At 44.0% G+C, this 22,818-nt stretch carries 18 protein-coding genes; 1 reads left to right on the top strand and 17 read right to left on the bottom strand.

The annotated features are described in order from the left end of the window. Positions 1-6: 6 nt before the first annotated feature. The gene (locus OCV65_RS00300) at positions 7-3,819 is read right to left on the bottom strand and encodes a phosphoribosylformylglycinamidine synthase (RefSeq protein WP_262580508.1); all 3,813 of its coding nucleotides are present in this window, start codon (positions 3,817-3,819) and stop codon (positions 7-9) included. A gap of 140 nt (positions 3,820-3,959) precedes the next feature. After that, positions 3,960-4,661, bottom strand: a complete 702-nt coding sequence (locus OCV65_RS00295) for a TIGR01906 family membrane protein (RefSeq protein WP_262580507.1) — start codon at positions 4,659-4,661, stop codon at positions 3,960-3,962. A 78-nt stretch (positions 4,662-4,739) separates the two neighbouring features. Here OCV65_RS00295 and OCV65_RS00290 point away from each other — a divergent pair, with 78 nt between their 5' ends. Beyond that, positions 4,740-5,636, top strand: coding sequence for a LysR family transcriptional regulator (locus OCV65_RS00290; RefSeq protein ID WP_118451758.1), 897 nt, complete (start codon positions 4,740-4,742; stop codon positions 5,634-5,636). Here the strand turns inward: OCV65_RS00290 and OCV65_RS00285 are convergent. The 15 genes from OCV65_RS00285 to grpE all read right to left on the bottom strand — a co-directional run bounded on the left by OCV65_RS00285 (position 5,603) and on the right by grpE (position 22,762). Then, positions 5,603-7,996: an ATP-dependent DNA helicase gene (locus tag OCV65_RS00285; protein ID WP_262580506.1), complete on the bottom strand. Its 2,394-nt coding sequence runs from the start codon at positions 7,994-7,996 to the stop codon at positions 5,603-5,605. The genes OCV65_RS00290 and OCV65_RS00285 overlap by 34 nt on opposite strands. A 55-nt stretch (positions 7,997-8,051) precedes the next feature. Next, the gene (locus OCV65_RS00280; RefSeq protein WP_262580505.1) at positions 8,052-8,822 is read right to left on the bottom strand and encodes a TIGR03915 family putative DNA repair protein; all 771 of its coding nucleotides are present in this window, start codon (positions 8,820-8,822) and stop codon (positions 8,052-8,054) included. Next, positions 8,800-10,128, bottom strand: coding sequence for a putative DNA modification/repair radical SAM protein (locus tag OCV65_RS00275; RefSeq protein WP_262580504.1), 1,329 nt, complete (start codon positions 10,126-10,128; stop codon positions 8,800-8,802). The genes OCV65_RS00280 and OCV65_RS00275 overlap by 23 nt, the downstream gene beginning before the upstream one ends. 137 nt (positions 10,129-10,265) lie before the next feature. After that, positions 10,266-12,257, bottom strand: coding sequence for an ABC transporter permease (locus OCV65_RS00270; protein WP_262580503.1), 1,992 nt, complete (start codon positions 12,255-12,257; stop codon positions 10,266-10,268). Further along, positions 12,257-13,018, bottom strand: a complete 762-nt coding sequence (locus OCV65_RS00265; RefSeq protein WP_262580502.1) for an ABC transporter ATP-binding protein — start codon at positions 13,016-13,018, stop codon at positions 12,257-12,259. Before OCV65_RS00265 ends, OCV65_RS00270 begins: the two co-directional genes overlap by 1 nt. Positions 13,019-13,136: 118 nt before the next feature. Then, positions 13,137-14,144, bottom strand: a complete 1,008-nt coding sequence (locus OCV65_RS00260) for a sensor histidine kinase (protein WP_262580501.1) — start codon at positions 14,142-14,144, stop codon at positions 13,137-13,139. Then, entirely contained in the window at positions 14,144-14,833 is a 690-nt protein-coding gene (locus tag OCV65_RS00255) for a response regulator transcription factor (RefSeq protein ID WP_262580500.1), read from the bottom strand. The genes OCV65_RS00260 and OCV65_RS00255 overlap by 1 nt, the downstream gene beginning before the upstream one ends. A gap of 145 nt (positions 14,834-14,978) precedes the next feature. After that, positions 14,979-15,182 carry a sulfurtransferase TusA family protein gene (locus tag OCV65_RS00250; protein WP_262580499.1) on the bottom strand — a complete coding sequence of 68 codons (204 nt, stop codon included), beginning with the start codon at positions 15,180-15,182 and terminating at the stop codon, positions 14,979-14,981. 43 nt (positions 15,183-15,225) lie between these two features. Then, entirely contained in the window at positions 15,226-16,335 is a 1,110-nt protein-coding gene (gene yedE / locus OCV65_RS00245) for a YedE family putative selenium transporter (protein WP_262580498.1), read from the bottom strand. A gap of 210 nt (positions 16,336-16,545) precedes the next feature. Next, positions 16,546-17,376 (bottom strand): Mrp/NBP35 family ATP-binding protein, encoded by an 831-nt coding sequence (locus tag OCV65_RS00240; protein WP_262580497.1) that lies wholly within the window; start codon positions 17,374-17,376, stop codon positions 16,546-16,548. Positions 17,377-17,387: 11 nt separating this feature from the next. After that, positions 17,388-17,765, bottom strand: a complete 378-nt coding sequence (locus OCV65_RS00235; RefSeq protein WP_118451751.1) for a Rid family detoxifying hydrolase — start codon at positions 17,763-17,765, stop codon at positions 17,388-17,390. Next, the gene (locus OCV65_RS00230) at positions 17,762-18,718 is read right to left on the bottom strand and encodes an ornithine cyclodeaminase family protein (RefSeq protein ID WP_262580496.1); all 957 of its coding nucleotides are present in this window, start codon (positions 18,716-18,718) and stop codon (positions 17,762-17,764) included. Before OCV65_RS00230 ends, OCV65_RS00235 begins: the two co-directional genes overlap by 4 nt. A 23-nt stretch (positions 18,719-18,741) precedes the next feature. Then, positions 18,742-19,920: a molecular chaperone DnaJ gene (gene dnaJ, locus OCV65_RS00225; RefSeq protein WP_262580494.1), complete on the bottom strand. Its 1,179-nt coding sequence runs from the start codon at positions 19,918-19,920 to the stop codon at positions 18,742-18,744. A gap of 336 nt (positions 19,921-20,256) precedes the next feature. Further along, positions 20,257-22,134 (bottom strand): molecular chaperone DnaK, encoded by a 1,878-nt coding sequence (gene dnaK, locus OCV65_RS00220; protein ID WP_262580493.1) that lies wholly within the window; start codon positions 22,132-22,134, stop codon positions 20,257-20,259. A 13-nt stretch (positions 22,135-22,147) separates the two neighbouring features. Then, on the bottom strand, positions 22,148-22,762 hold the full coding sequence (gene grpE / locus OCV65_RS00215) for a nucleotide exchange factor GrpE (protein ID WP_262580768.1): 615 nt from the start codon (positions 22,760-22,762) through the stop codon (positions 22,148-22,150). Positions 22,763-22,818: the final 56 nt, after the last annotated feature.

Below are 22,818 nucleotides of genomic sequence, written 5' to 3'. Positions count from 1 at the left end.
ATCAACTTATTTAAAATACTCTACACCTGATTCAAATACTTTCATATCCTGCTCACCATAGATATTAATTGCTACAGAACGTCCTCGTCTCTCGGAATGTGCCATCTTACCAAGCACTCTTCCGTCCGGGCTTGTGATTCCCTCGATCGCGCAGTAAGATCCATTGACATTCCACTCTTCATCCATGGTAATATTGCCCTCCGGGTCACAATACTGGGTTGCTACCTGTCCATTTGCAAAGAGTTTTGCAAGCCATTCCTTGTTAGCGACAAAACGTCCCTCTCCATGAGATGCAGGATTGGTATATACTCCGCCAAGTTCTGCTTTCTGAAGCCATGGAGATTTGTTGGTAACCACTTTGGTATATATCATCTTGGAAATATGGCGTCCAATTGTATTGTATGTCAGTGTCGGTGCATTCTCATCCTGTCCTACGATATCTCCGTTTGGTACAAGACCAAGCTTGATCAGTGCCTGGAATCCATTACAGATACCAAGTGCCAAACCATCTCTCTCATTCAAAAGCTTCTGCACTGCCTCTTTCAGCTTTGCGTTCTGGAATGCAGTTGCAAAGAATTTGGCTGATCCATCTGGCTCATCACCTGCACTGAATCCGCCCGGGAACATGATGATCTGCGACTGACTGATTGCTTTTTCAAATACTTCTACCGAATCACGGATATCTGACGCATCCATATTGCGGAATACCTTGGTGATCACCTTTGCTCCGGCACGCTCAAATGCCTTGGCACTGTCATATTCGCAGTTGGTTCCAGGGAATACCGGGATGAATACTGTCGGCTGTGCGATCTTATGCTCGCATACATATACCTTAGATGCACGGAACAGCCCATCTTCTCCAAGTTTGCCATCAGCAGACTTCTCTTCTCCCACTTCCGGAACTGCACTTCCTGTCTCTTCTCCGGATACGGTCTTAAATACTCTTTCCAGAGTCTCTTTCCATGCGTCTACTGCTTCTTTAATTGTGATTACGGTATTACCATATACAAAGTTCGGTTCTGCAGTCACTTCACCGATCTCAACATATTCAAATCCAAGTTCATCAATCTTATCAGCTTCCACCTCAGCCACGATATCTGTAAATGCCGGTGCAAATAACTGACCTGCCGGAATCTCGTCAGACAGCTTCACACCCATGCTATTACCAAATGCCATCTTGCTAACTGCCGGAACTACACCGTGACAATCCAATACATATGCAGATAATACCTTACCTGTATGCACTGCCTCTGAGAACTTCTCATAAACTGCCATCAGTTTCTCATAATCCGGAAGATCATACTCTGCCTTTGGAGTCTTGATCCAGATCAGCTTGCTTCCTGCTTTCTTAAGTTCCGGAGTGATAATATCTTTTTCTTTTGCCACATCTACTGCAAATGATACCAGGGTCGGCGGTACATCAATATCTTCAAATGTACCTGACATACTGTCCTTACCACCGATAGACGGAAGTCCAAATCCAAGCTGTGCATCATATGCGCCAAGCAGTGCTGCAAACGGCTGACTCCATCTATGCGGGTCTTCTGTCATACGACGGAAGTACTCCTGGAAAGTAAAACGAATCTTCTTATAATCTCCACCTGCTGCCACGATCTTAGCTACAGACTCTGTCACTGCATAGATCGCACCATGGAATGGGCTCCAGCTTGACAGATATGGATCAAATCCATAGCTCATCATCGTTACAGTATCACAGTCGCCCTTCAATACTGGAAGCTTCGCGACCATTGCCTGTGTCTCTGTCAGCTGATATTTGCCGCCATGAGGCATGAATACAGAACCAGAACCAATGGAACCGTCGAACATCTCTACCAGACCCTTCTGTGAACATACGTTTAGGTCTTTTAATGTCTCCAGCCATTTCTCCTTTACATCTGTCACTTCCACTTCATCTGTGAGAATCGTATCTGCACGGTTCGGAATATCGACTGCTACTGTAGTCTCCTGATGTGCTCCGTTGGTATCCAGAAATGCACGGGACAGATTCACGATATCCTTGCCTCTCCAATTAAGCACCAGTCTTGGATCTTCTGTTACAACCGCCACCTTAGTAGCTTCCAGATTCTCTTCGCTGGCATATCCCATAAATTCATCTACATCTTTTGGATCTACGACAACTGCCATACGCTCCTGAGATTCGGAAATTGCAATTTCAGTACCATCAAGTCCTGCGTATTTCTTAGGCACCTTGTCCAGATCAATCTGCAGACCGTCTGCAAGTTCACCGATTGCTACAGACACACCGCCTGCTCCAAAGTCATTACATTTTTTAATCAGACTGCTGACCTCTTCTCTGCGGAACAGTCTCTGAATCTTACGCTCTGTAGGTGCATTACCTTTCTGTACCTCAGCACCGCAGGTCTCGATAGACTCTTCTGTGTGTACCTTAGAAGAACCGGTAGCTCCACCACAGCCGTCACGCCCGGTACGTCCACCAAGAAGAATGATGATATCTCCCGGATCTGAAGTCTCACGGATAACCGCACGTCTCGGTGCTGCTCCCATAACTGCTCCGATTTCCATACGTTTAGCCACATAATTCGGATGATAAATCTCTTTTACTGCTCCGGTTGCCAGTCCGATCTGGTTACCGTATGAGCTATATCCATGAGCTGCTTCACGTACCAGTTTCTTCTGCGGAAGCTTACCCTTAATTGTCTCTTTTACAGATACTGTCGGATCTGCTGCACCAGTCACACGCATAGCCTGATATACATAGGTACGTCCTGACAATGGATCACGGATCGCACCTCCCAGACAGGTAGCAGCACCACCAAATGGCTCGATCTCTGTCGGATGGTTGTGCGTCTCATTCTTGAAATTCACCAGCCACTCTTCTTCTACACCATCAACAGTTACAGGTACTACAATGCTGCAGGCATTGATCTCGTCAGACTCTTCCTGATCCTGTAACTTACCTTCTTTTTTCAACTTTCTCATCGCCATCAGTGCAAGATCCATCAGGCAGACAAACTTATCTTCTCTTCCCTTAAAGATCTCGCTGTGATCAGCAAGATACTGCTTATATGCACCTTCAATCGGCTCTCTGTAATCACCATCACCAAAAGTTACATCCTTCAATTCTGTAGAGAATGTTGTATGACGACAGTGATCTGACCAGTATGTATCCAGTACCCGGATCTCTGTCATAGTCGGATCTCTGTGTTCTTCTCCTGCAAAATAATTCTGAATATGGCAGAAGTCACGGAATGTCATTGCTAGTCCCAGCGAATCATATAATGCTTTCAGATGTTCTTCATCCATCGTCTGGAATCCATCAAATACCTTTACATCCTCCGGCTCATCAAACTTTGTGATCAACGTCTCCGGCTTTTCTTCTTCTGCTTCTCTGGAATCTACCGGATTAATGCAATGATTCTTGATTGCCTCTAACTCTTCTGCTGAAATACAGTTATCGCCTTTTCCATGAATAATATAAGTCGTAGCTGTACGGATAACCGGCTTCTCATCCTCCTTAATAAACTGCACACACTGCTCTGCCGAATCAGCTCTCTGGTCAAACTGTCCCGGAAGGAACTCTACAGAAAACACACTGTCTCCCTGCATGACCGGAACGCTCTCTTTCCATAAAATATCTACCGGCATCTCAGCAAAAATACCTCTGCATGCCTTCTCAAACGTCTCATCAGACAGGTTCTCTACGTCATAGCGAATCAGGACTCTTACACTTTCTACATCCTTAATTCCAAGATAGCCCTTAATCTCATGTAACAGACCCTTTGCCTGAACTGCGTATTCTCCCTTTTTCTCAACAAACACCCGTTTTACATTACTCATAAAACTTCCTCCATATGGTTCTTCTCTACTAAATGCTGCTGTAAGGCCGGACGCCTTCTTATCTATGTCTTATCATACCACGCCTGATGTTATTAATGAAATTAATATAACTTAACTCTTTTATAAGTCTATCTAATCACTTAATTTTTCTTTTTACGTTTCTCGATGAAGATGCAAACTGCAGATACAACCCCTAATACTGCCAGACTTCCTACAAAAAATCCTCCGATCCGAAATACGAAATCATAAAAAAATCCCTCCGGAAGCATACGGATCATATAGTCTGTCGCCGGATCAAACATCCATTGATCATTATCAAAAAATATCTCATGAAAAATGCGAAAATATTTATCAAAATCTGAAGCAAACAGTACTCCTAACACTATTGTTATCACACCAGTAATGCCAAGTGTCACAAAATACGCCCTTGGAAGCAGCTTTATCAGATCTGCTTTCCGTGCCGCCAGCAGTATCAAGATCAGCAGTACTGCCACCAGCATAATATTACGTATCTTAAGTCCTCCAAGAAACAGATCCTTTACTTCTCCCATATGAAACCTGTCCTGTTCATTGAAGAAATCCTGTGTTTCACCATCTACATCTGTAATTACTGAAAGTTCTGCCTTCTTTCCGATCAGATATGCCATCATCTGGTCTGTCACATCCATAATATTATCCATCGTCATATTCAGACTGTCTGCCACCTGATACTTCTTATATTCTCTTTCATAGAATCTGTACTGACTATCACCATAGATTGCCACTTGAAAACTGGTCAGCAAAAGTACACCTATCAGTAAAAACATCATAATCACTGCAGAAATCTTCTGTGTTTGCTTCATTTTATTTCTCCTTGTCTATTCTTTATTGTCATTCCATCCTTTTTCCCTTATAATATTTCCTAATGGGAGGAATTTGCAATGGATATTAATTATGAATTATATAAAGTATTTTACTATGTAGCAACTACTTTAAGCTTTTCAGAAGCTTCTAAAAAGCTCTACATATCTCAATCGGCAGTCAGCCAGTCTATCAAAGCGCTGGAAGGAAAATTGTCTCAGACTCTCTTCATCCGCAGCACTAAGAAGGTACGCCTGACTCCGGAAGGCGAGATTCTGCTCCGTCACATCGAACCGGCGATCAGCCTGATCCGCCGCGGCGAATCACAGCTTCTGGAATCCATCACTACCGGTGGACAGATCCGAATTGCCGCCAGTGACACAATATGTCGGTATTTTCTGGTGCCATATATTGAACGGTTTCATCAGGCATTCCCGAATCTGCATATCAAAGTCATCAATGCAACTTCTATCCGCTGTGTCGATATCCTGAAAAACGGGCAGGCAGACTTTATCGTCGTAAACTATCCAAATGCTTACCTGAACAATCTCTGGTCTATCAAACGGATCAAACAGTTTCGGGATGTATTTGTAGCTAACCAGTCTTTCTCGCAGTTAAAAGATCGAAAGCTTTCACTTGCAGAACTCTCTGAGTATCCGCTTCTGATGCTGGACAAGCAAAGTACCACAAGCGAATTCTTGCACAGTCTCTTTCAACAGCACCAGCTGGAACTGGTTCCGGAAGCAGAACTCAGCAGTAACGACCTGCTGATCGACCTTGCACGTATCGGATTAGGCGTTGCCTTTGTTCCTGACTACTGTGTACCTGATGATTCCGATGAACTCTTTATTGTAGAAACCAGAGAATCCCTGCCACAGAGAGAACTTGCTGTTGTCTACAACGATAAACTTCCGGTATCTCCGGCTGTGACAGAGTTCTTAACTTACTTTACTGAACTGCCGGACCAGAAACTTTGAATCTGATCTCTCACATTATGAATATTGCAATACTGGATGCCTTTCCACTCTCGTGGAAAGGTATTTCTATATCTGGCTTCCCGAAAACGTTCATCCAGCAAAAGAATCACACCTCTGTCTTCTTCCGTCCGGATTACTCTTCCTGCCGATTGCTGTACTTTGTTCATTCCAGGATATACATAAGCATAATCAAAACCATTCTGACCTCTGGCGTCAAAATAATTCTTCAAAAGCTCCCGCTCCAGGCAGACCTGCGGAAGTCCTGTTCCCACGATCACAGCTCCGATCAGACGCTCTTTTGCAAGATCAATCCCTTCCGAGAAAACTCCGCCCATAACACAGAAGCCCATCAGACTTCCCTCACGTTCCTCTTCAAACCCTTCCAGAAAGATTTCCCGTGCTTCTTCCGACATATAAGGTGCCTGTACCAGACACTCAATCTGTCCGACATTATACTCTTCTCTTCCTTCTGATGCGCTCTGTTTCCTGTCTGCTAATTCTACAAAAGCGTCATATACCTGTTCCAAAAAATGATAAGACGGAAAGAAAGACATGTAATTGCCTTCTTTGGCAGATGCCATCTCATAAAGATATTCTGCATACCGTCGGTACATCGTCTCGCCTCGCATGGTATATCTGGTACTCACATCCGTTCCCAGCAATAATCTGCTCTGGCTTTCTTCAAATACCGTTTCCGCATACACTGCATAATCATCCTTCTCTGTGCTGAGCAGTTCTTTATAATACTGTATCGGCAGTAATGTAGCCGAAAACAATATCGTACTATTCCCTTTCTCAATATATTCTTTGAGATTCACCGCAGGATTCACACAAAACAGGCGGAGGAAAAACTCTCCATCCTTTGCAAGTTCTGCATAGATCAGATAATTTTCATCCAGCTTCTCATACACCGTAATAAACATACGTACTTCAAAATATAACTTCAGTACATCCTCGCGCTCTGCAAACTGCTTATAATCCTCCAGGAACCGTTCCATCTCCGCCATCAGTGATAACAATTTCAGATAAATATGCATCACGCTGTCAAGCACCGTCACACCATCACAGTTTCTCTTTAGTTCCAACAATTGTCGATTGCACTCTTCCAAGCGCTTTGTCAGTCTCACATCAATATGCTTTACCTGTCGCTTCACCCGTAAGATTTCTTCTTTGCACAGACTGGCACTGTACATTTCTCTGCCGCGTTCTACAAGATTATGCGCCTCATCGATCAAAAACAGATATTCTCCTTTTACGCCCTCTCCAAAAAAACGCTTCAGATGAGCGTTAGGATCAAACACATAATTATAATCACAGATTACGGCATCCATCCAGATTGCAGTATCAAGCCCCAGTTCAAATGGACATACCTGCCATTTCTCCGCCTGTTCTTCCAACACGCTTCTGGTGACTGCATCCTGTCCTGTGATCAATTCATAAACTGCATCATTCACCCGGTCAAAATGTCCCTTTGCATAAGAACAGTACTCAGGATTGCACTCCGCTTTATCGCAAAAACAGATCTTCTCTTTTGCAGTCAGCGTAATCACTTTATACTTCAATCCCTGTTCTTTCAGAGTATTAAATGCACCTGCGGCTGCCGTTCTGGTAATCGTCTTTGCTGTCAGATAAAAGATCTTTTCTCCAAGCCCTTCACCCACTGCCTTCACCGCAGGAAACACGGTTGCCAGAGTCTTCCCCGTACCTGTAGGTGCCTGAATAAATAATTTCTTCTTTCGCAGGATCGTTCGATATACTGACGATACCAGTTCTCGCTGTCCCTTTCGGTAATCATAAGGAAACTCCACCTGCTTCACAGATGCATTGCGTTCTTCCCGCCATTCAATCTGGAATCTTGCCCACTTCTCATACCGATGCATCAGATCCATAAACCATTCTTCCAGCTCGTCTGCCTTATATGACTCACGGAACCTGCGAATATCCTCTGTCTCCATATTACAGTAAGTCATCTGCACATCAATCTCAGCCAATTCCTTTTCTCTTGCATAAATACAGGCATAACACTTCGCCTGTGCCAGATGTACCGGAACCGGCTCTTCCATCCGCTCCAGATCCTTGAACACACCTTTAATCTCATCGATACATATCCGTTCTTCCTCAATAATTCCATCTGCCCGACCTTCTACCTGTATGTCGAATGTATCAAATTCCACCACCCGGCGCAGCGTAACCTCCGGATGATAAGAGGCCCCCATCCGTTTCTGAATCTTGCGGTGAAGCTTTGCTCCCATCTGCATAGCATCCTTGTCCTGCGCTGCTATTCGATTGTCAATATCTCCGCTCCTAAGGATGAATTCCACCAGATTACGGACTGAGATCTTTACTTTTTGTCTGTCCATAACTTCCATCTTTCTTTCCGATTTGTTATGAACCATTGTACACTATATCGGATCGTTATTCAAATTCCACCAGATTCTTTCTGCACCATAACGGTAGATGTCCCATCTGACATCGTGGATTCTTTCTCTCCTTAATCGCGATCGCCTCTGTAAATTCTTTCCACAATTCACTGAACGTCTCTTCCTTCGCTGAGTATGAGCTGAACCTGTCTTCATCCACATGCTCACCGGATACCAATATCCACTGTCTGCCAGCCTCATGCACCGCATATTCTTCATGAACCGCATCATGTATCATCCAGTTTTCAACCGACAACCGTTCTGCAAAATGTGGTGCCACACAGGAAAGCACTCTGCACTTAGGTTCAAATCTGGCATATAGGATTCCCTGTTCCAGTTCCCGGAAACGTATCAGTTCAATCCATCTGGTCGTCTCATTATTCACCGTTCTGCTAAGTTCAAAAGTCTGTTCCACCTGCGCATTCCCCAGGTGATCCATGATTCTTCTGCTGTCCGGGATCTCTCTGGCAGCAAGCATCGTCCCAAGGATCACATCTCCCCTGTCCGGATCATCGGAAAGAGCTGCCTGATAGATCAGCTTATACGCATACCACCCCATATGGGATAAAATCATGCGTTCCACCGATAGTGCCTTCTTCTCATTCGATTCAACTTCTGTATATTCACAGAACAACTCCTGCTCCAGGTGACCGCGGAAACGGATTCCACACTCTGCTCCATGGTCCGGCACAAGGTACTTCCACGCATCGTAAAGCGCAGAAAAAAGTCCTGTCACTTCATTCTCACACACATAAATTCTTTTCATTCACACCACCGCCAAATCTCACATCATCAAACAACGATAACTGCTGATACGTCATGCCACGCACTTCCTGTGGCAGCCTTTCTCCTGCATCCAGCAGATTCCTCGCAATATAATCCTGTTCCAGCTTCACCGGATACATCATACGCCCATTACAGGTTAGAAAATACATTGCCCGCTTCAATACTACTCCTATCTTCTTCAGATCCTGAAAATCCAATGTGCCAAGCCTTCTGGCCCGGACGATCCGTCCTGCCGACCGGTACCCAAGTCCCGGCACCCGCAGAAGCATCTCATAAGGTGCGCGGTTCACTTCCACCGGAAAATACTCCAGATGTCTGAGCGCCCAGTTACACTTCGGATCAAACAACGGATTGAAATTAGGTTCCTCCTCTGTCAGCAGTTCTTTTGCCTCAAACTTATAATACCTAAGAAGCCAGTCTGCCTGATACAGGCGATGCTCTCTGAGAAGCGGTGGTCCCTGATCTGTTTTAGCCGGAAGCGCCTTATCCACATTCACTGACACAAATGCTGAATAAAACACCCGCTTCAGATCAAACCGCTGATATAACGTCTCTGCCACATGGAGCATCTGATAATCCGTCTCCGGTGTCGCTCCTACGATCATCTGTGTGCTCTGTCCTGCCGGCACAAAAGACGGTGCATGATGGTATACTTTTAATTCATAAGCATTCTGGCTTCTGCCATTCTGCACCAGCCGCATAGGCTTAAGAATCTTATCTCTGGTCTTATGCGGCGCCAGCGTTCTTAATCCTTCTGCCGTAGCAAGTTCCAAATTCACACTCATCCTGTCTGCCAGAAATCCCGCCCGCTGTATCAGTTCCTCACTGGCTCCGGGAATCGCCTTCACATGGATATAGCCCTGGAAGCGATATACTTTTCTCAGCTTCTCAAGTGCCGCACAGATCAGTTCCATCGTATAGTCCGGGCTCCTCAGTATCCCGGAACTTAAAAATAATCCCTCAATATAATTTCTCCGATAAAATTCTATCGTGAGCTCACAAATCTCATCCGGAGTAAAAGATGCCCTCGGCACATCATTACTCCTCCGGTTAATACAATACTTACAATCAAAAATACATTCATTGGTAAAAAGGATCTTAAGCAGAGAGATACATCTGCCGTCTGCCGCAAAACTGTGGCAAATCCCCATCTGCACACAGCTTCCGAGCCCTGTACCGTCATTCCCCCTGGATGTACCGCTAGAAGTACATGCCACATCATACTTGGCGGCATCCGTCAATATCCGCAGCTTCTCCATCACAGACATATTCTCTGAAATCTGCATCTTCGCTCCTCCTCTTTTTCTTCTTTCTGTACCCTTGTTTCATCTGTACAAAAAACGAACGTATGTTTGATATTATTATACAAACACACGTTCGTTTCGTCAATACACGATTCTCATTTTTCTGGATTTCAAAATACTTATGCCTTCTTTACAATCCTGTAATATGCTTTCGCCGTCAGACTGTAGATCAGAATATAAAGAACTGCAAATCCTAGATATACACCAATTGTACAATTCCGGTACAACTCTGTTTTCTTCATATTGAATGCTTTCAAAAGATTTCCGATCATTGGAAATGCAACTGCCATATGCACACCCGCTGCCACTAATGGCAGGAAGAACACCATCAGAATCTGGGAACGGATGACTTTCTTCATTTCCTGCTGAGACATACCTACCTTCTGCATAATCTCAAACTGTCTCCGGTCTTCATAGCCTTCTGAGACCTGCTTATAATAAATGATCAGCACCATTGCCATAATAAAAAGGGTTCCAAGGAACATGCCAAGCATAAACATGCCTCCATAAATTCCAATAAAATCATTTCTGGACGTTTCTCTGCATTCGATATCTATACTGTCTGCGCCCTGATCCTGCACCGCCTGCCACATATAATCCTTTAGCTTAAGTTGTGCATCTTTGTTCAGCGATACATTAAACCCATAATATTCATATATTTTCATATCATATCTATATGCATCCTTAATCTGCTGGTACAATGCATCAAATGTATCATCTGCAAGCACCACCGTAAAGGAATCCAGAATATTCGAATTCACCTGACCATTTCCTTCGAAATGCCGAACCTTCCCTTTGACCTTATACACCTGATCCATCAGTTTCATATTCGAATATTTATATGAATTACGTCCTGTTCCCAGAAGCATCTCCTGTCCGGACAATTCTACTTTTTCCCCTGTCATTGCGCAATACCCGGACAATGGCATTACCATCATAATCCTGAGATTGCCATTATCATTTAAATAATCAAACTTTGTCTGATCAAACAACACATGATCCTTCTGCAGACATCCAGTCACTGTATAATATCGATAATCCGTCGTATCCTTTTCCGCGATCTGATATTCTTCGCAATGTATTTTAATCTTATCAAGAACTTCCTGATTCTTTTCCATATCAGATGTATCCATATATATTCCAAAATCATTCGGATGACGCGCCTGTACCATATCTTCCATTCCAATCATCAGACTTCCGGTAGACGACAACATAACTAATACCATCGTAGACAGGATACAAATGCTCGCAAGACCCGCTGCATTCTGCTTCATCCGGTACATCATTCCCGAAACGCTGATGAAATGCTCCGGTTTATAATAGAATCTGCGGTTTTTTCTGAGCATCTTAAGGATCACAATACTGCCTGCTATAAATAGCAGATAGGTCGCAAGAATAACCAGAATAACTGCTACAAAAAATACCTTTATAGAATCTATGGTTCCTTTCGCAGACAAGGCCAGATAATATCCTTCAATTAATGCTACAGCTCCCAAAATTGCCAGAATCCATTTACTTTTGGGCTCCCGTTCTCCCACGCTGCTGCCACGTAGCAATTCAATCGGCTGAGAAACACGAATCTTCCTTCTGCTTTTCAGATAGATTAAGAAATGTATCACCGCAAATAAAAATGCGGTAACAAGTATTGCTTTACTTGAAATGAAAAAGCCAAATACATTTTTCTGTCCGATTATTTTACAGAGCATCAAAAACATGGTCTTACTGAAAAGAATACCAAAAAGAATACCAAGCACTACACTTCCCGCTGCCACCATCATAGTTTCCAGAAAAAGCACATGTCCCAGATGCTGTTTTTCCATTCCAAGGATATTAAATATTCCAAATTCCCGCTGTCTCCGTTTCATCAAGAAAGCATTAGAATACATTAAAAACGCAAATACAAAGATACCTACGATCACGGTTCCATACCTCATGATCAGGCTCAGCGTTCCCCCTGCAAACATCTTTTTCACCGCAGGATCCAGGCTTAAAGACATCATCACATAGAACATAACCACCGACAGCACACAGGTAAATAGATACGGAATATAAAGTTTACCATTTTTTCGGATGTTATTTGCAGCCAGTCTCACATAAAATCCTTTTTTCATCACATCTCACCGCCTGTCGCGAGCAATGTCAGTGTATTCGAAATCTTCTGATACATCTGCTCATCTGTACTGTCACCACGGTAGATCTGATGAAAAACTCTTCCATCCTTAATAAACAATACTCTTCCTGCTCTGCTGGCTGCTCTTGCGGAATGTGTCACCATAAGGATCGTCTGACCTTCTTCATTCACTTCTCCAAACAGACGCAGAAGATCATCTGCTGATCTGGAATCCAGAGCTCCGGTGGGTTCATCTGCAAGGATCAGTTTTGGATCCGTGATCAGCGCCCGCGCTACAGCCACACGCTGTTTCTGTCCACCTGACACTTCGTATGGATACTTATCCAACAGATCTCGGATACCAAGCTTATGCGCGATCGGAAGCAGGCGGCTGTTCATCTCCTTCACGCTTTTTCTGGATAATACCAACGGAAGAAAAATGTTATCCCTCAGGCTGAACGTATCGAGCAGATTAAAATCCTGAAATACAAATCCAAGGTTTTCTCTGCGGAACTTTGTAATCTCCTTGTCTCGGATCAGCCCTATATCTTTTCCATCCAGTTTCACTCTTCCTCCTGTCGGGCGATCCAGTGCTGCCAGAATATTCAGCAGCGTACTCTTACCGGATCCGGACTCTCCCATGATTGCCACGTATTCTCCTTCTTCTACCGAAAATGACACATCCGCCAGAGCCTGTACCTGATTGCCACCCAGACGAGTCGTATATACTTTTTTCAGACATGATACTTCTAAAATAATCATTATCTATAACCTCCTTTTTCTGTTCTGCTATCAGTATAGACCTGCCCTGCTCTGTCAGACATCGATTCCGGTGACAATATGACCATCTCATGTGACATTTTTGAAAGACGCTATCCAATCATTCAATATTAAACTGACGTTCCTTCAGATCCAGTGTAAAACAGCTGCCAACTCCCGGCTTTGATTCAACTGCGATCCCGACGTTCAGATGTTCGGCCGCTTTTCGGCAAAGATTTAGCCCAAGTCCTGTCGCCTTTTTATCATTTCTACCATTATATCCGGTAAAACCTTTTTCAAATATTCTCGGCAGATCCTCTGGCGCAATGCCAATCCCGGTATCCTCCACCGACAATTTTTTATCTTCCGTCACCCGGATCGTAACGGTTCCCGATGGCGTATATTTCACCGCATTGGAAATAATCTGCTCTAAAATAAATAACAGCCACTTTTCATCCGTCAATACTTTTACTTCTGTCGGCTCGTACACCAGACGCAATTTTCTCCGAATAAACTGTGGTGCATACCTGTGGATTGCCTGTCGTATGATATCGTCCAGATTATATTCTTTTATTACAAAATCCGACTCACGGCTTTCCAGACGAATGTAGGACAGTGCCATTTCCGCATATTGTTCAATCCGAAACAGCTCTGCCAAAAGCTCTCTGTTCTGTCTGGTATCTTCCTCCTGCAGAATCATCCGCATCACAGCGATCGGCGTCTTAATCTGATGTACCCAGATTGTATAATACTCTTTGCTCTCCTGCTCCTGATTCTCCAGTTCCACAAGGTGTTCATAGCAACTCTTTCCAAGATCCATAACCATCTGCTGGTAATCTTTTTCTGCCAATGTATCTGCCTCCGGCATATCTCGGTATGCATACTCAATTCCTGGTATCAATTCCATTCTCTTCCGGTGCTTTCTGCAGAACTTCCAGAACCATAACACATTCATAACCAGAAGAAAGGTCACACCAAGTACCGTTCCATACGCCGCCGCTTCTACCGGAACATTATACAGATAAAACACGCTTCCATAGATCACACCCAGTAATATAACCAACCAGATCCACCGCTTATGCTCGCGCATATACCATCTCAGCAGTTCTCCTATCCGTTCCTTTTTCATCACTCATGTTCCTCCGGCAGTTCAATCAGATATCCGTGTCCCACTCTGGTCGTGATAAAATCTTTCAGACCCGCCTGTTCTAATTTCTTACGAAGTCTGGTTACATTTACAGTCAAAGTATTCTCTTCTACATAACAGTCATCTTCCCAAAGCCTTGTCATAAGCGTATCTCTGCTGACAATCTTGCCTCGATTCTCCATCAAGGTCTTCAAAATACGAAATTCGTTCCGCGTCAGTTCAATCTTCTGATCATTCCAGTTCAACGTCGTATCATTCAGATTCAATACTGCTCCTCCGCATTCCAGCACCGGCACCTGATTACTTCTGTCATAGGTTCTTCGGAGTACCGCCTGGATCTTTGCGATCATCACATTCAGATCCACCGGCTTCGGAATAAAATCATCTGCCCCCATATTCATTGCCATAATAATATTCATATTATCAGATGCTGAAGAAATGAAAATTACCGGAATATCGGAAATCTTCCGTATCTCGCTACACCAGTGATAACCGTTAAAAAACGGAAGCATAATATCAATCAGCACCATGTGTGGATCATATTCTATAAATTCATGAATCACATTCTGAAAATCCAATACCAGACGCACTTCATTGCCCCATGATTCAATCTGTTTTTTCATGGCTTCTGCCATCGTAAAATCATCTTCTATAATCAGGATTCGATACATTTCCACATTCCTCCTTATCCGCATATTTTACCACAGGTTACCATACAATTCCTCCCAAAACCGCAAATGTAAGATAAATGTAAGGTCACATAGATAAGAAAGAAGCAGCCCCGTTTTTCCCAGAACTGCTCCATTTCATTATATCTTATTCAATTATGATCACAAAATCTGTACCATCTTCTGTAACCGATGTCTTCTTGCCACGATCCCTGGCGAGCTTCTCAACATTCGTCTTCTGATGTGGCTCGCTTACGAGTACCTTAACCGGTCCGTTTGCACTTGCCAGTGCCTCTGCTGTCAGCATGATTGGCTCTGGGCAGGATAATCCTCTTGCATCTACTTCTACCATAATGGTGCCTTCCTTTCATTCGGATTTTTTATTCTATTGATACTTATTTGTTTGTGATTGCTGCAATTTTGCGTTTATTAGTAAATGCAATCACAAAGCATGCGATAATACAAATAATTACCGCTACCTTACCATTAGCTGTTACAGCTCCGGCAACAACTTTCTTAGTTTCAGGATTAATTGCTGTACCACTGGAAGCCAGTCCAAGGTTATGGCACAGTGCAGCACCTATGAACATTCCAAGCACAGTCACTGCCGAATCAGAAGATCCCTGTCCTGCAAGAATCAGCTGACGAAGCGGACATCCACCAGCAAGTACTGCAGCAAAACCAACTACATACATACCAAGGATATTCCACAGATGCTCGGAATGAGCAATAATACCAGGTGTATTGAATCCAAGTACAAATCTTCCTGTTGCGATGTTGAAGATCAGCATTACAACAAACAGACTTCCGATAATTGTCAAAAGATCAAAATTCTTCATAAGAATCACGTCACGAATACCGCCAGCAAAACACATTCTTGATTTCTGAGCAAATGCTCCAAACACAAGACCTCCGATTAATGAAGCGATGATTGGTGCATGCATACTTCCCGGTCCCGCTGTGCTGCTTTTCAGAAGGCTTGTGAAAAGTGCAAGGATCAGGACCCCAATCATAAGGATTGGAAGCACCGTACCACTTGCCTGATTAGTCTCATGTGCACGTCCCAGTGTACTTCCTTTCTTCAGCATGATCGTACCGGTACCTACACCAAGGATAAATCCGATCAATGCTACCCATGCATTCAGATCTCCTGCTGACATACGGATCACCATACGCAATGGGCATCCTAAGAATACAAGAGAACCAATCATAATGATCATACCAAGGATAAAACGAATCATCGGTGATGACCCTGCTGTCGAACGATACTCTTTCGTTGCAACAGAGATAATAAAGGAACCCAGTACCAGTCCAATGATCTCTGGTCTCGCATACTGTACTACTTCCGCCTGATGCATTCCCAACGAACCAGCCATATCACGGACAAAGCAAGCAATACAGAATGCCATATTTGCCGGGTTGCCGAGGAATGCAAGAACTGCAGCTACAACGCCACAGCCTGCGCCTGCCAGCGCAAGTTTTTTCTTTGAATCACATAAAGTCATTTTCGTACCCTCTCTTTCCTAAATTGACTTATATATAACATCTTAATTATCCTACATATCCTCGTGACTGTCTAATTGATAATGTGTATAAACGAACCTACTTATAGTTTTAATCTATAAGCATAGATATAAAGAAAGCAGCATGTACATCCTATACACACTGCTTCTATCATTCCAAATCTGTAATTATAAAATCTGCAAATCCAGAGATTACAATTTGTTCACTGCACCCGAAAGATACTGGTTGTCACTCTCGTAGAATTTCTCCGACTCCACTGCCTCCGCAAGTGCCGGATCGATCGGCATCTTACCGAGTACCGGAACGCCAAGCTCTTCTGCAATCTCATCAATATGGCTTTCACCAAATACAGAAATCTTTTTACCACAATCCGGACACTTCAGATAACTATAGTTTTCTACAATACCAAGTACTGGAATATGCATAGCTTCTGCCATATTGTAAGCCTTCTTCACGATCATTCTGACCAGATCCTGCGGAGATGTTACGATTACTACTCCATCCACCGGAAGCGACTGAAATACTGTCAGCGGTACATCACCGGTTCCAGGCGGCATATCAATAAAGAGATAATCTAGCTCGCCCCACATAACGTCAGTCCAAAACTGTTTTACTACGCCTGCGATCACAGGTCCACGCCAAATAACCGGATCTTCCTCATGCTCCAGCAAAAGATTCACCGACATAATACGAGTGCCATCCTTTGCTTCGCAAGGGAACATTCCGGCATCACTGCCCTTTGCAGACTCGTGAATACCATACATCTTCGGAATCGACGGTCCTGTAATGTCCGCATCCATAATACCTACAGAAAATCCCTGTTCACGCATCATACGTGCAAGTGATGCGGTTACCATAGACTTGCCGACACCACCCTTGCCGCTAACTACGGCAATCACTTTATTAACATGAGAATATGGATTCGCCGGTTCATGCAAATCTACCGGTTTCTTTCCACATGTAGCCCCCTGCGCACAGCTGGCACAATCGGATGGTGTGCATCCATTCTGCTGTTCTGCCATGATGATTCCTCCTACTCTTCTACTGCAGCAATCAGTTCTACTTCACACAAAACTCCCTTTGGAAGAGTCTTTACTGCAACACAGCTTCTTGCTGGTTTGGATGTAAAGTACTTACCATATACTTCATTAAATGCACCAAAGTCTCCCATATCAGCCAGGAAACATGTGGTCTTAAGTACATGTGCAAAATCTGTTCCTGCTTCTTTCAGAACTTCACCCAGGTTCTTGCATACCTGCTCTGTCTGTTCTTCAATCGTAGTTGCAGTTACATCGTTCACTGCCGGATCAATTGCAATCTGTCCTGCCGTGTACAGTACACCGGCGTGTACGTATCCCTGCGAATATGGTCCTAATGCTTTTGGTGCTTTTTCTGTTGCTACTACTTTCATTGCTGTTTCTCCTTTGACTTTGCTAATAATTTCTGTGCCACACATATATCGAAGAGTGCCATTCCTACGGATTTGAAATATGTTGTACCCGCCGCAATCTGGTCTTCATCTGCATCGGATTTCAGGAAATCACTCATAAGAACCGCCTGCTCTTTTTTCAATCTTCCCTCTGCAATCGGCTGACTGAGATCACCCGCCTCCTCACATGCATACGGAAGCTCGATATATACCTTATCCGTCAGATCCCAGATGGCATCCGGTATCTCACGCATCTCCGGTGTGTATGATCCGATTGCGATAATACATTTGCCACGCAGCAGTTCCTTATCGTTCGGAAGTACCGGAACGGCGGATGGTGTAGCGGTACAGATAATATCACTGTGTTTCACCAGTTCTTCTGTCTTCTTACACCATACCACTTTTGTATTCGGATTATCAATCGCTTTCTCCAATCTTGCAATAAAATCTGTAAGATCTCTGTCACTGTGATTGTAAATGTATACGGTATGGATATCTCTGGCTGCGCATGCATATAATGCCAGATGGAATCCCTGCACTCCTGCTCCTATGACGCCTACTGTATGGCAATCCTTACGTGACAGATGACGGATACCCACACCGCCAACTGCACCTGTCCTCCAAGCAGTCACAGACTGTCCGTCAAGCAATGCTTCCGGAGCACCTGTCACAGCATTATTCAGCAGGATTACGCCATCAATAGACGGAAGTCCAAGCTTTGAATTCTCCGGAAATATCGTCAGAATCTTGGTGCCAATCACCTCATCCGTATAGCATGGCATATAAATCAACGACTTATTATCATGTTCAATCACCGGACGAGGCGGCATGAAGAATTGATTCTCTCCATACAAGCGATATGCCTCTTCAATCTGATCCATCATTTCATTTGGATCAATCAGCTTTTCTATTTCTTCTTTACTGAGTAAGATCATATATCCCCCTATGCACAAATCCGTTAATCTTCAAACGCTTCTTTTACTTTTTCTTTGAAACTTTTCTTCGCTTTGTGCTTCTTGTCATCCAGATTCTGATTCAGTGAATTACCGGACAGTTCATCAAACCTGCGCAATGCCTCTTTCGCCTCTGCACTCAGCTTCTCCGGTGTCTGGATTACCAGCGTTACGTAGTGATCTCCACGGATCTGAGAATTACGTACAGACGGTACACCTTTGCCTTTTAATCGAATCTTCGTATCCGTTTTTGTGCCTGGCTTAACCGTATAAATAACATCCCCGTCTACCGTCTTAATCTTCACATCACCGCCAAGTGCTGCCTGTGCAAAGGAAATCGGTACGGTAGAGAAGATATGCATATCCTGTCTCTGGAAGATTGGATGTCTGGATACAGCCACCTCTACCAGCAGATCTCCTCTCGGTCCACCATTTACACCTGGTTCACCCTTTTCGCGAATACGTACACTCTGACCATTATCAATACCTGCAGGAATCGATACCGAAATCTTCTTTCTGCTGGATGTATATCCCGTACCTCCACAATCCGGACACTTCTCACGGATAATCTTACCGGTTCCGCCACAGTCCGGACAAGTCTGTACATTCTGTACCATACCAAACAATGACTGCTGTGTATAGACAACCTGACCTTTGCCGCCACATTTGCTACAGGTCTCCGGTGAAGTACCCGGCTTAGCTCCGGTACCATTACACTTGGTACAAGGATCTTTCAATACTACATCAATCTCTTTTTCACATCCAAACACAGCCTCTTCAAAGGTGATGCGCACTGCTTTACGAATGTTCATACCTTTCATTGGCCCCTGATTTGCACGACCGCCGCCTCTGCGGCTGCCGCCAAACAAATCTCCAAATATATCTCCGAATATATCGCTAAAATCAGCACCATTAAAATCAAATCCACCATATCCGCCGGCACCACCTGCACCGCCTTCAAATGCCGCATGACCGAACTGATCATACTGTCTTCTCTTCTCCGGGTCACTAAGTACAGCATATGCCTCCGAAGCTTCTTTGAACTTCTTCTCAGCTTCCTTGTCTCCCGGATTCATATCCGGATGGTATTTCTTAGCAACCTTTCTGTATGCTTTCTTCAGAGTTGCATCATCAACATCCTTGCTGACTCCAAGCACCTCATAATAGTCGCGTTTCTCCGCCATAACCACTTCTCCTTAATTCAAAACATGCAGTTTTTACATAAATATGATGTTGGGGTCAAAAGCCCCCAACTATGATGCCTGCGGATTGTTCCGTGCTATGCACTCCCACAATCCTCCCAATTATTCGCATATCGTGGGATTAGCATCCCACTTTTAGGCTCATATTGGGGCGGGTTCCAAGGTCTTTCATCCACTTATGAGCGAGCTCATGTGGATTTAGACCTTTTGACCCTGGCATCATAAATATTTTTATACAAAGAAATCTGCCAGACCGGTTTCGTCACCTCCACCGGCCCAGCAGAACCACCTTAGTACCAGTTTCTGGTCACTCAAGGATTATACCTCTTTATAATCTCCGTCTACAACGTCATCTCCGTCAAATCCTTCCGGAGCCGGTCCCGGATTCGGACCTGCGCCTGCTCCTGGGTTAGGACCTGCGCCCTGTGCACCCTGTGACTGCTCATATACCTTAGCAAACAGCTTCTGTGCACTCTGCATCAGTTTCTCTTTGCCAGCGTTGATTTCTGCAACCTGTGCATCGGAGATATCATCCATATTTACTTTCTCAAGAAGCTCTTTCAGTGCTTTGCAATCTGCCTCAACAGCAGCCTTGTCTGCAGCATCAATCTTGTCGCCAACTTCATCCATAGCTTTCTCTGTCTGGAATACCATAGCATCTGCATCATTCTTAGCATCGATTGCTTCTTTACGTTTCTTGTCCTGAGCTTCGAACTCTGCTGCTTCCTTTACAGCCTTATCGATCTCATCATCAGACATATTAGAACCAGCTGTGATTGTAATATGCTGTTCCTTACCTGTTCCAAGATCCTTAGCGGATACATTTACAATACCGTTGGCATCGATATCAAATGTAACTTCGATCTGTGGTACACCACGTCTTGCCGGCGGAATACCATCCAGACGGAACTGTCCAAGGGATTTGTTATCTCTTGCGAACTGTCTCTCGCCCTGTACTACGTTGATATCTACAGCTGTCTGATTATCAGCTGCTGTAGAGAAGATCTGACTCTTCTTAGTAGGAATTGTAGTATTTCTCTCGATCAGTCTTGTAGCCACACCGCCCATTGTCTCAATAGACAGTGAAAGTGGAGTAACATCAAGAAGAAGGATATCACCTGCGCCGGCATCTCCTGCAAGCTTACCACCCTGTACGGAAGCACCAAGTGCTACACACTCATCAGGATTCAGAGATTTGCTAGGCTCTTTGCCTGTCATCTGTCTTACTTTGTCCTGTACAGCCGGGATACGTGTAGATCCACCTACCAGCAGTACCTGACCAAGTTCAGAAGCTGTAATACCAGCATCTGCCAGAGCTCTTGTTACAGGCTCAGCTGTCTTCTCTACCAGATCGTGAGTTAATTCATCGAATTTAGCTCTTGTAAGGTTCATATCAAAATGCTTCGGTCCTTCACTTGTTGCAGTGATGAATGGAAGGTTGATATTAGTTGTTGTTGCAGAAGAAAGTTCTTTCTTAGCTTTCTCAGCTGCTTCTTTCAGTCTCTGCAGTGCCATCTTATCTGTAGAAAGATCTACGCCTTCCTGTTTCTTGAACTCAGAAAGCATATAATCTGTAATCTTCTGGTCGAAGTCATCTCCACCAAGTCTGTTATTACCAGCTGTAGAAAGTACTTCGATAACGCCATCACCGATCTCGATTACGGATACATCGAATGTACCACCACCAAGGTCGTATACCATAATCTTCTGCTCTTTCTCATTATCAAGACCATAAGCAAGTGCTGCTGCTGTAGGCTCATTGATAATACGTTTTACATCAAGTCCTGCGATCTTACCTGCATCCTTGGTAGCCTGACGCTGAGCATCATTGAAATAAGCAGGAACAGTGATAACTGCCTCTGTAACCTTTTCACCGAGGTATCCTTCTGCATCAGCTTTCAGCTTCTGAAGGATCATTGCTGAGATCTCCTGTGGAGAATATTTCTTACCATCAATCGTTACTTTATAATCTGTACCCATCTCTCTCTTGATAGAAGAGATTGTCTTCTCTGCATTAGTTACTGCCTGACGCTTTGCAGGCTCACCTACCAGACGCTCGCCTGTCTTTGTAAATGCTACAACAGATGGTGTTGTTCTTGCTCCTTCTGTATTAGCAATAACGGTCGGCTGACCACCTTCCATAACAGCTACACAACTGTTTGTTGTACCTAAATCAATACCAATAATTTTTCCCATGTCTATTTCCTCCTTAATTTGCAACCTTTACCATACTGTGTCTCACTACGGAGTCACGATACATATAACCCTTCTGGAATTCTTCGGTGATCGTATTCTCACCGGCTTCTTCATTCTCCTCATGCATCACTGCATTGTGGAAATCCGGGTTAAATTCCTGACCAACTGCTTCGATCGGTTTCACACCGATACCATCCAGGGTGGTCATCAACTGTTTGTAAATCTTATCCATTCCCTGAACAAATGGATCTTCTTTGTCGTCCTCTGCCACTGCTGCAAGACCTCTTTCGAAGTTATCAACAACCGGGAGGATCTTCTCTATGATATCTTTCGCACCAATCTCGTACATCTGGGACTTTTCCTTTTCTGTACGCTTGCGGAAGTTATCAAACTCTGCCATCTGACGAGTGAGTCTGTCTGTCAGCTCTTCAATCTTCTCGTCCTTTTTGTCTTTTTTCTTCTTACCGAAAAGCTTTCCCTTCTTTCCTTCTGAAGCTTCTTCTTTATCGGCTTCTGCCTGTTCCGCTGCTTCCTCTGAACTTTTCTGTTCTTCGGCTTCAGCCTCAGGCTTCTCAGCTTCTGCTTCTGAAGCCGCTTTTTTAGCTTCTTCTACAGCTTCTTTTACCATCTCTTCCTGAGTCTTTTCTGTATGATGAATATCTTTTTCTTTCTCCAATGGTATAC

This window comes from Dorea ammoniilytica (assembly GCF_025567415.1).
Taxonomy (GTDB): Bacteria; Bacillota; Clostridia; order Lachnospirales; family Lachnospiraceae; genus Claveliimonas; species Claveliimonas ammoniilytica.
This window is presented reverse-complemented; position numbering and strand designations above follow the sequence as displayed.

What these genes read in the sequence shown, in the direction of transcription:
- OCV65_RS00300 (WP_262580508.1), bottom strand. Translation starts at nt 3,819, where the DNA reads ATGAGTAATGTAAAACGGGTGTTTGTTGAGAAAAAGGGAGAATACGCA.
- OCV65_RS00295 (WP_262580507.1), bottom strand. Translation starts at nt 4,661, where the DNA reads ATGAAGCAAACACAGAAGATTTCTGCAGTGATTATGATGTTTTTACTG.
- OCV65_RS00290 (WP_118451758.1), top strand. Translation starts at nt 4,740, where the DNA reads ATGGATATTAATTATGAATTATATAAAGTATTTTACTATGTAGCAACT.
- OCV65_RS00285 (WP_262580506.1), bottom strand. Translation starts at nt 7,996, where the DNA reads ATGGACAGACAAAAAGTAAAGATCTCAGTCCGTAATCTGGTGGAATTC.
- OCV65_RS00280 (WP_262580505.1), bottom strand. Translation starts at nt 8,822, where the DNA reads ATGAAAAGAATTTATGTGTGTGAGAATGAAGTGACAGGACTTTTTTCT.
- OCV65_RS00275 (WP_262580504.1), bottom strand. Translation starts at nt 10,128, where the DNA reads ATGCAGATTTCAGAGAATATGTCTGTGATGGAGAAGCTGCGGATATTG.
- OCV65_RS00270 (WP_262580503.1), bottom strand. Translation starts at nt 12,257, where the DNA reads ATGAAAAAAGGATTTTATGTGAGACTGGCTGCAAATAACATCCGAAAA.
- OCV65_RS00265 (WP_262580502.1), bottom strand. Translation starts at nt 13,018, where the DNA reads ATGATTATTTTAGAAGTATCATGTCTGAAAAAAGTATATACGACTCGT.
- OCV65_RS00260 (WP_262580501.1), bottom strand. Translation starts at nt 14,144, where the DNA reads ATGAAAAAGGAACGGATAGGAGAACTGCTGAGATGGTATATGCGCGAG.
- OCV65_RS00255 (WP_262580500.1), bottom strand. Translation starts at nt 14,833, where the DNA reads ATGTATCGAATCCTGATTATAGAAGATGATTTTACGATGGCAGAAGCC.
- OCV65_RS00250 (WP_262580499.1), bottom strand. Translation starts at nt 15,182, where the DNA reads ATGGTAGAAGTAGATGCAAGAGGATTATCCTGCCCAGAGCCAATCATG.
- yedE (WP_262580498.1), bottom strand. Translation starts at nt 16,335, where the DNA reads ATGACTTTATGTGATTCAAAGAAAAAACTTGCGCTGGCAGGCGCAGGC.
- OCV65_RS00240 (WP_262580497.1), bottom strand. Translation starts at nt 17,376, where the DNA reads ATGGCAGAACAGCAGAATGGATGCACACCATCCGATTGTGCCAGCTGT.
- OCV65_RS00235 (WP_118451751.1), bottom strand. Translation starts at nt 17,765, where the DNA reads ATGAAAGTAGTAGCAACAGAAAAAGCACCAAAAGCATTAGGACCATAT.
- OCV65_RS00230 (WP_262580496.1), bottom strand. Translation starts at nt 18,718, where the DNA reads ATGATCTTACTCAGTAAAGAAGAAATAGAAAAGCTGATTGATCCAAAT.
- dnaJ (WP_262580494.1), bottom strand. Translation starts at nt 19,920, where the DNA reads ATGGCGGAGAAACGCGACTATTATGAGGTGCTTGGAGTCAGCAAGGAT.
- dnaK (WP_262580493.1), bottom strand. Translation starts at nt 22,134, where the DNA reads ATGGGAAAAATTATTGGTATTGATTTAGGTACAACAAACAGTTGTGTA.
- grpE (WP_262580768.1), bottom strand. Translation starts at nt 22,762, where the DNA reads ATGGTAAAAGAAGCTGTAGAAGAAGCTAAAAAAGCGGCTTCAGAAGCA.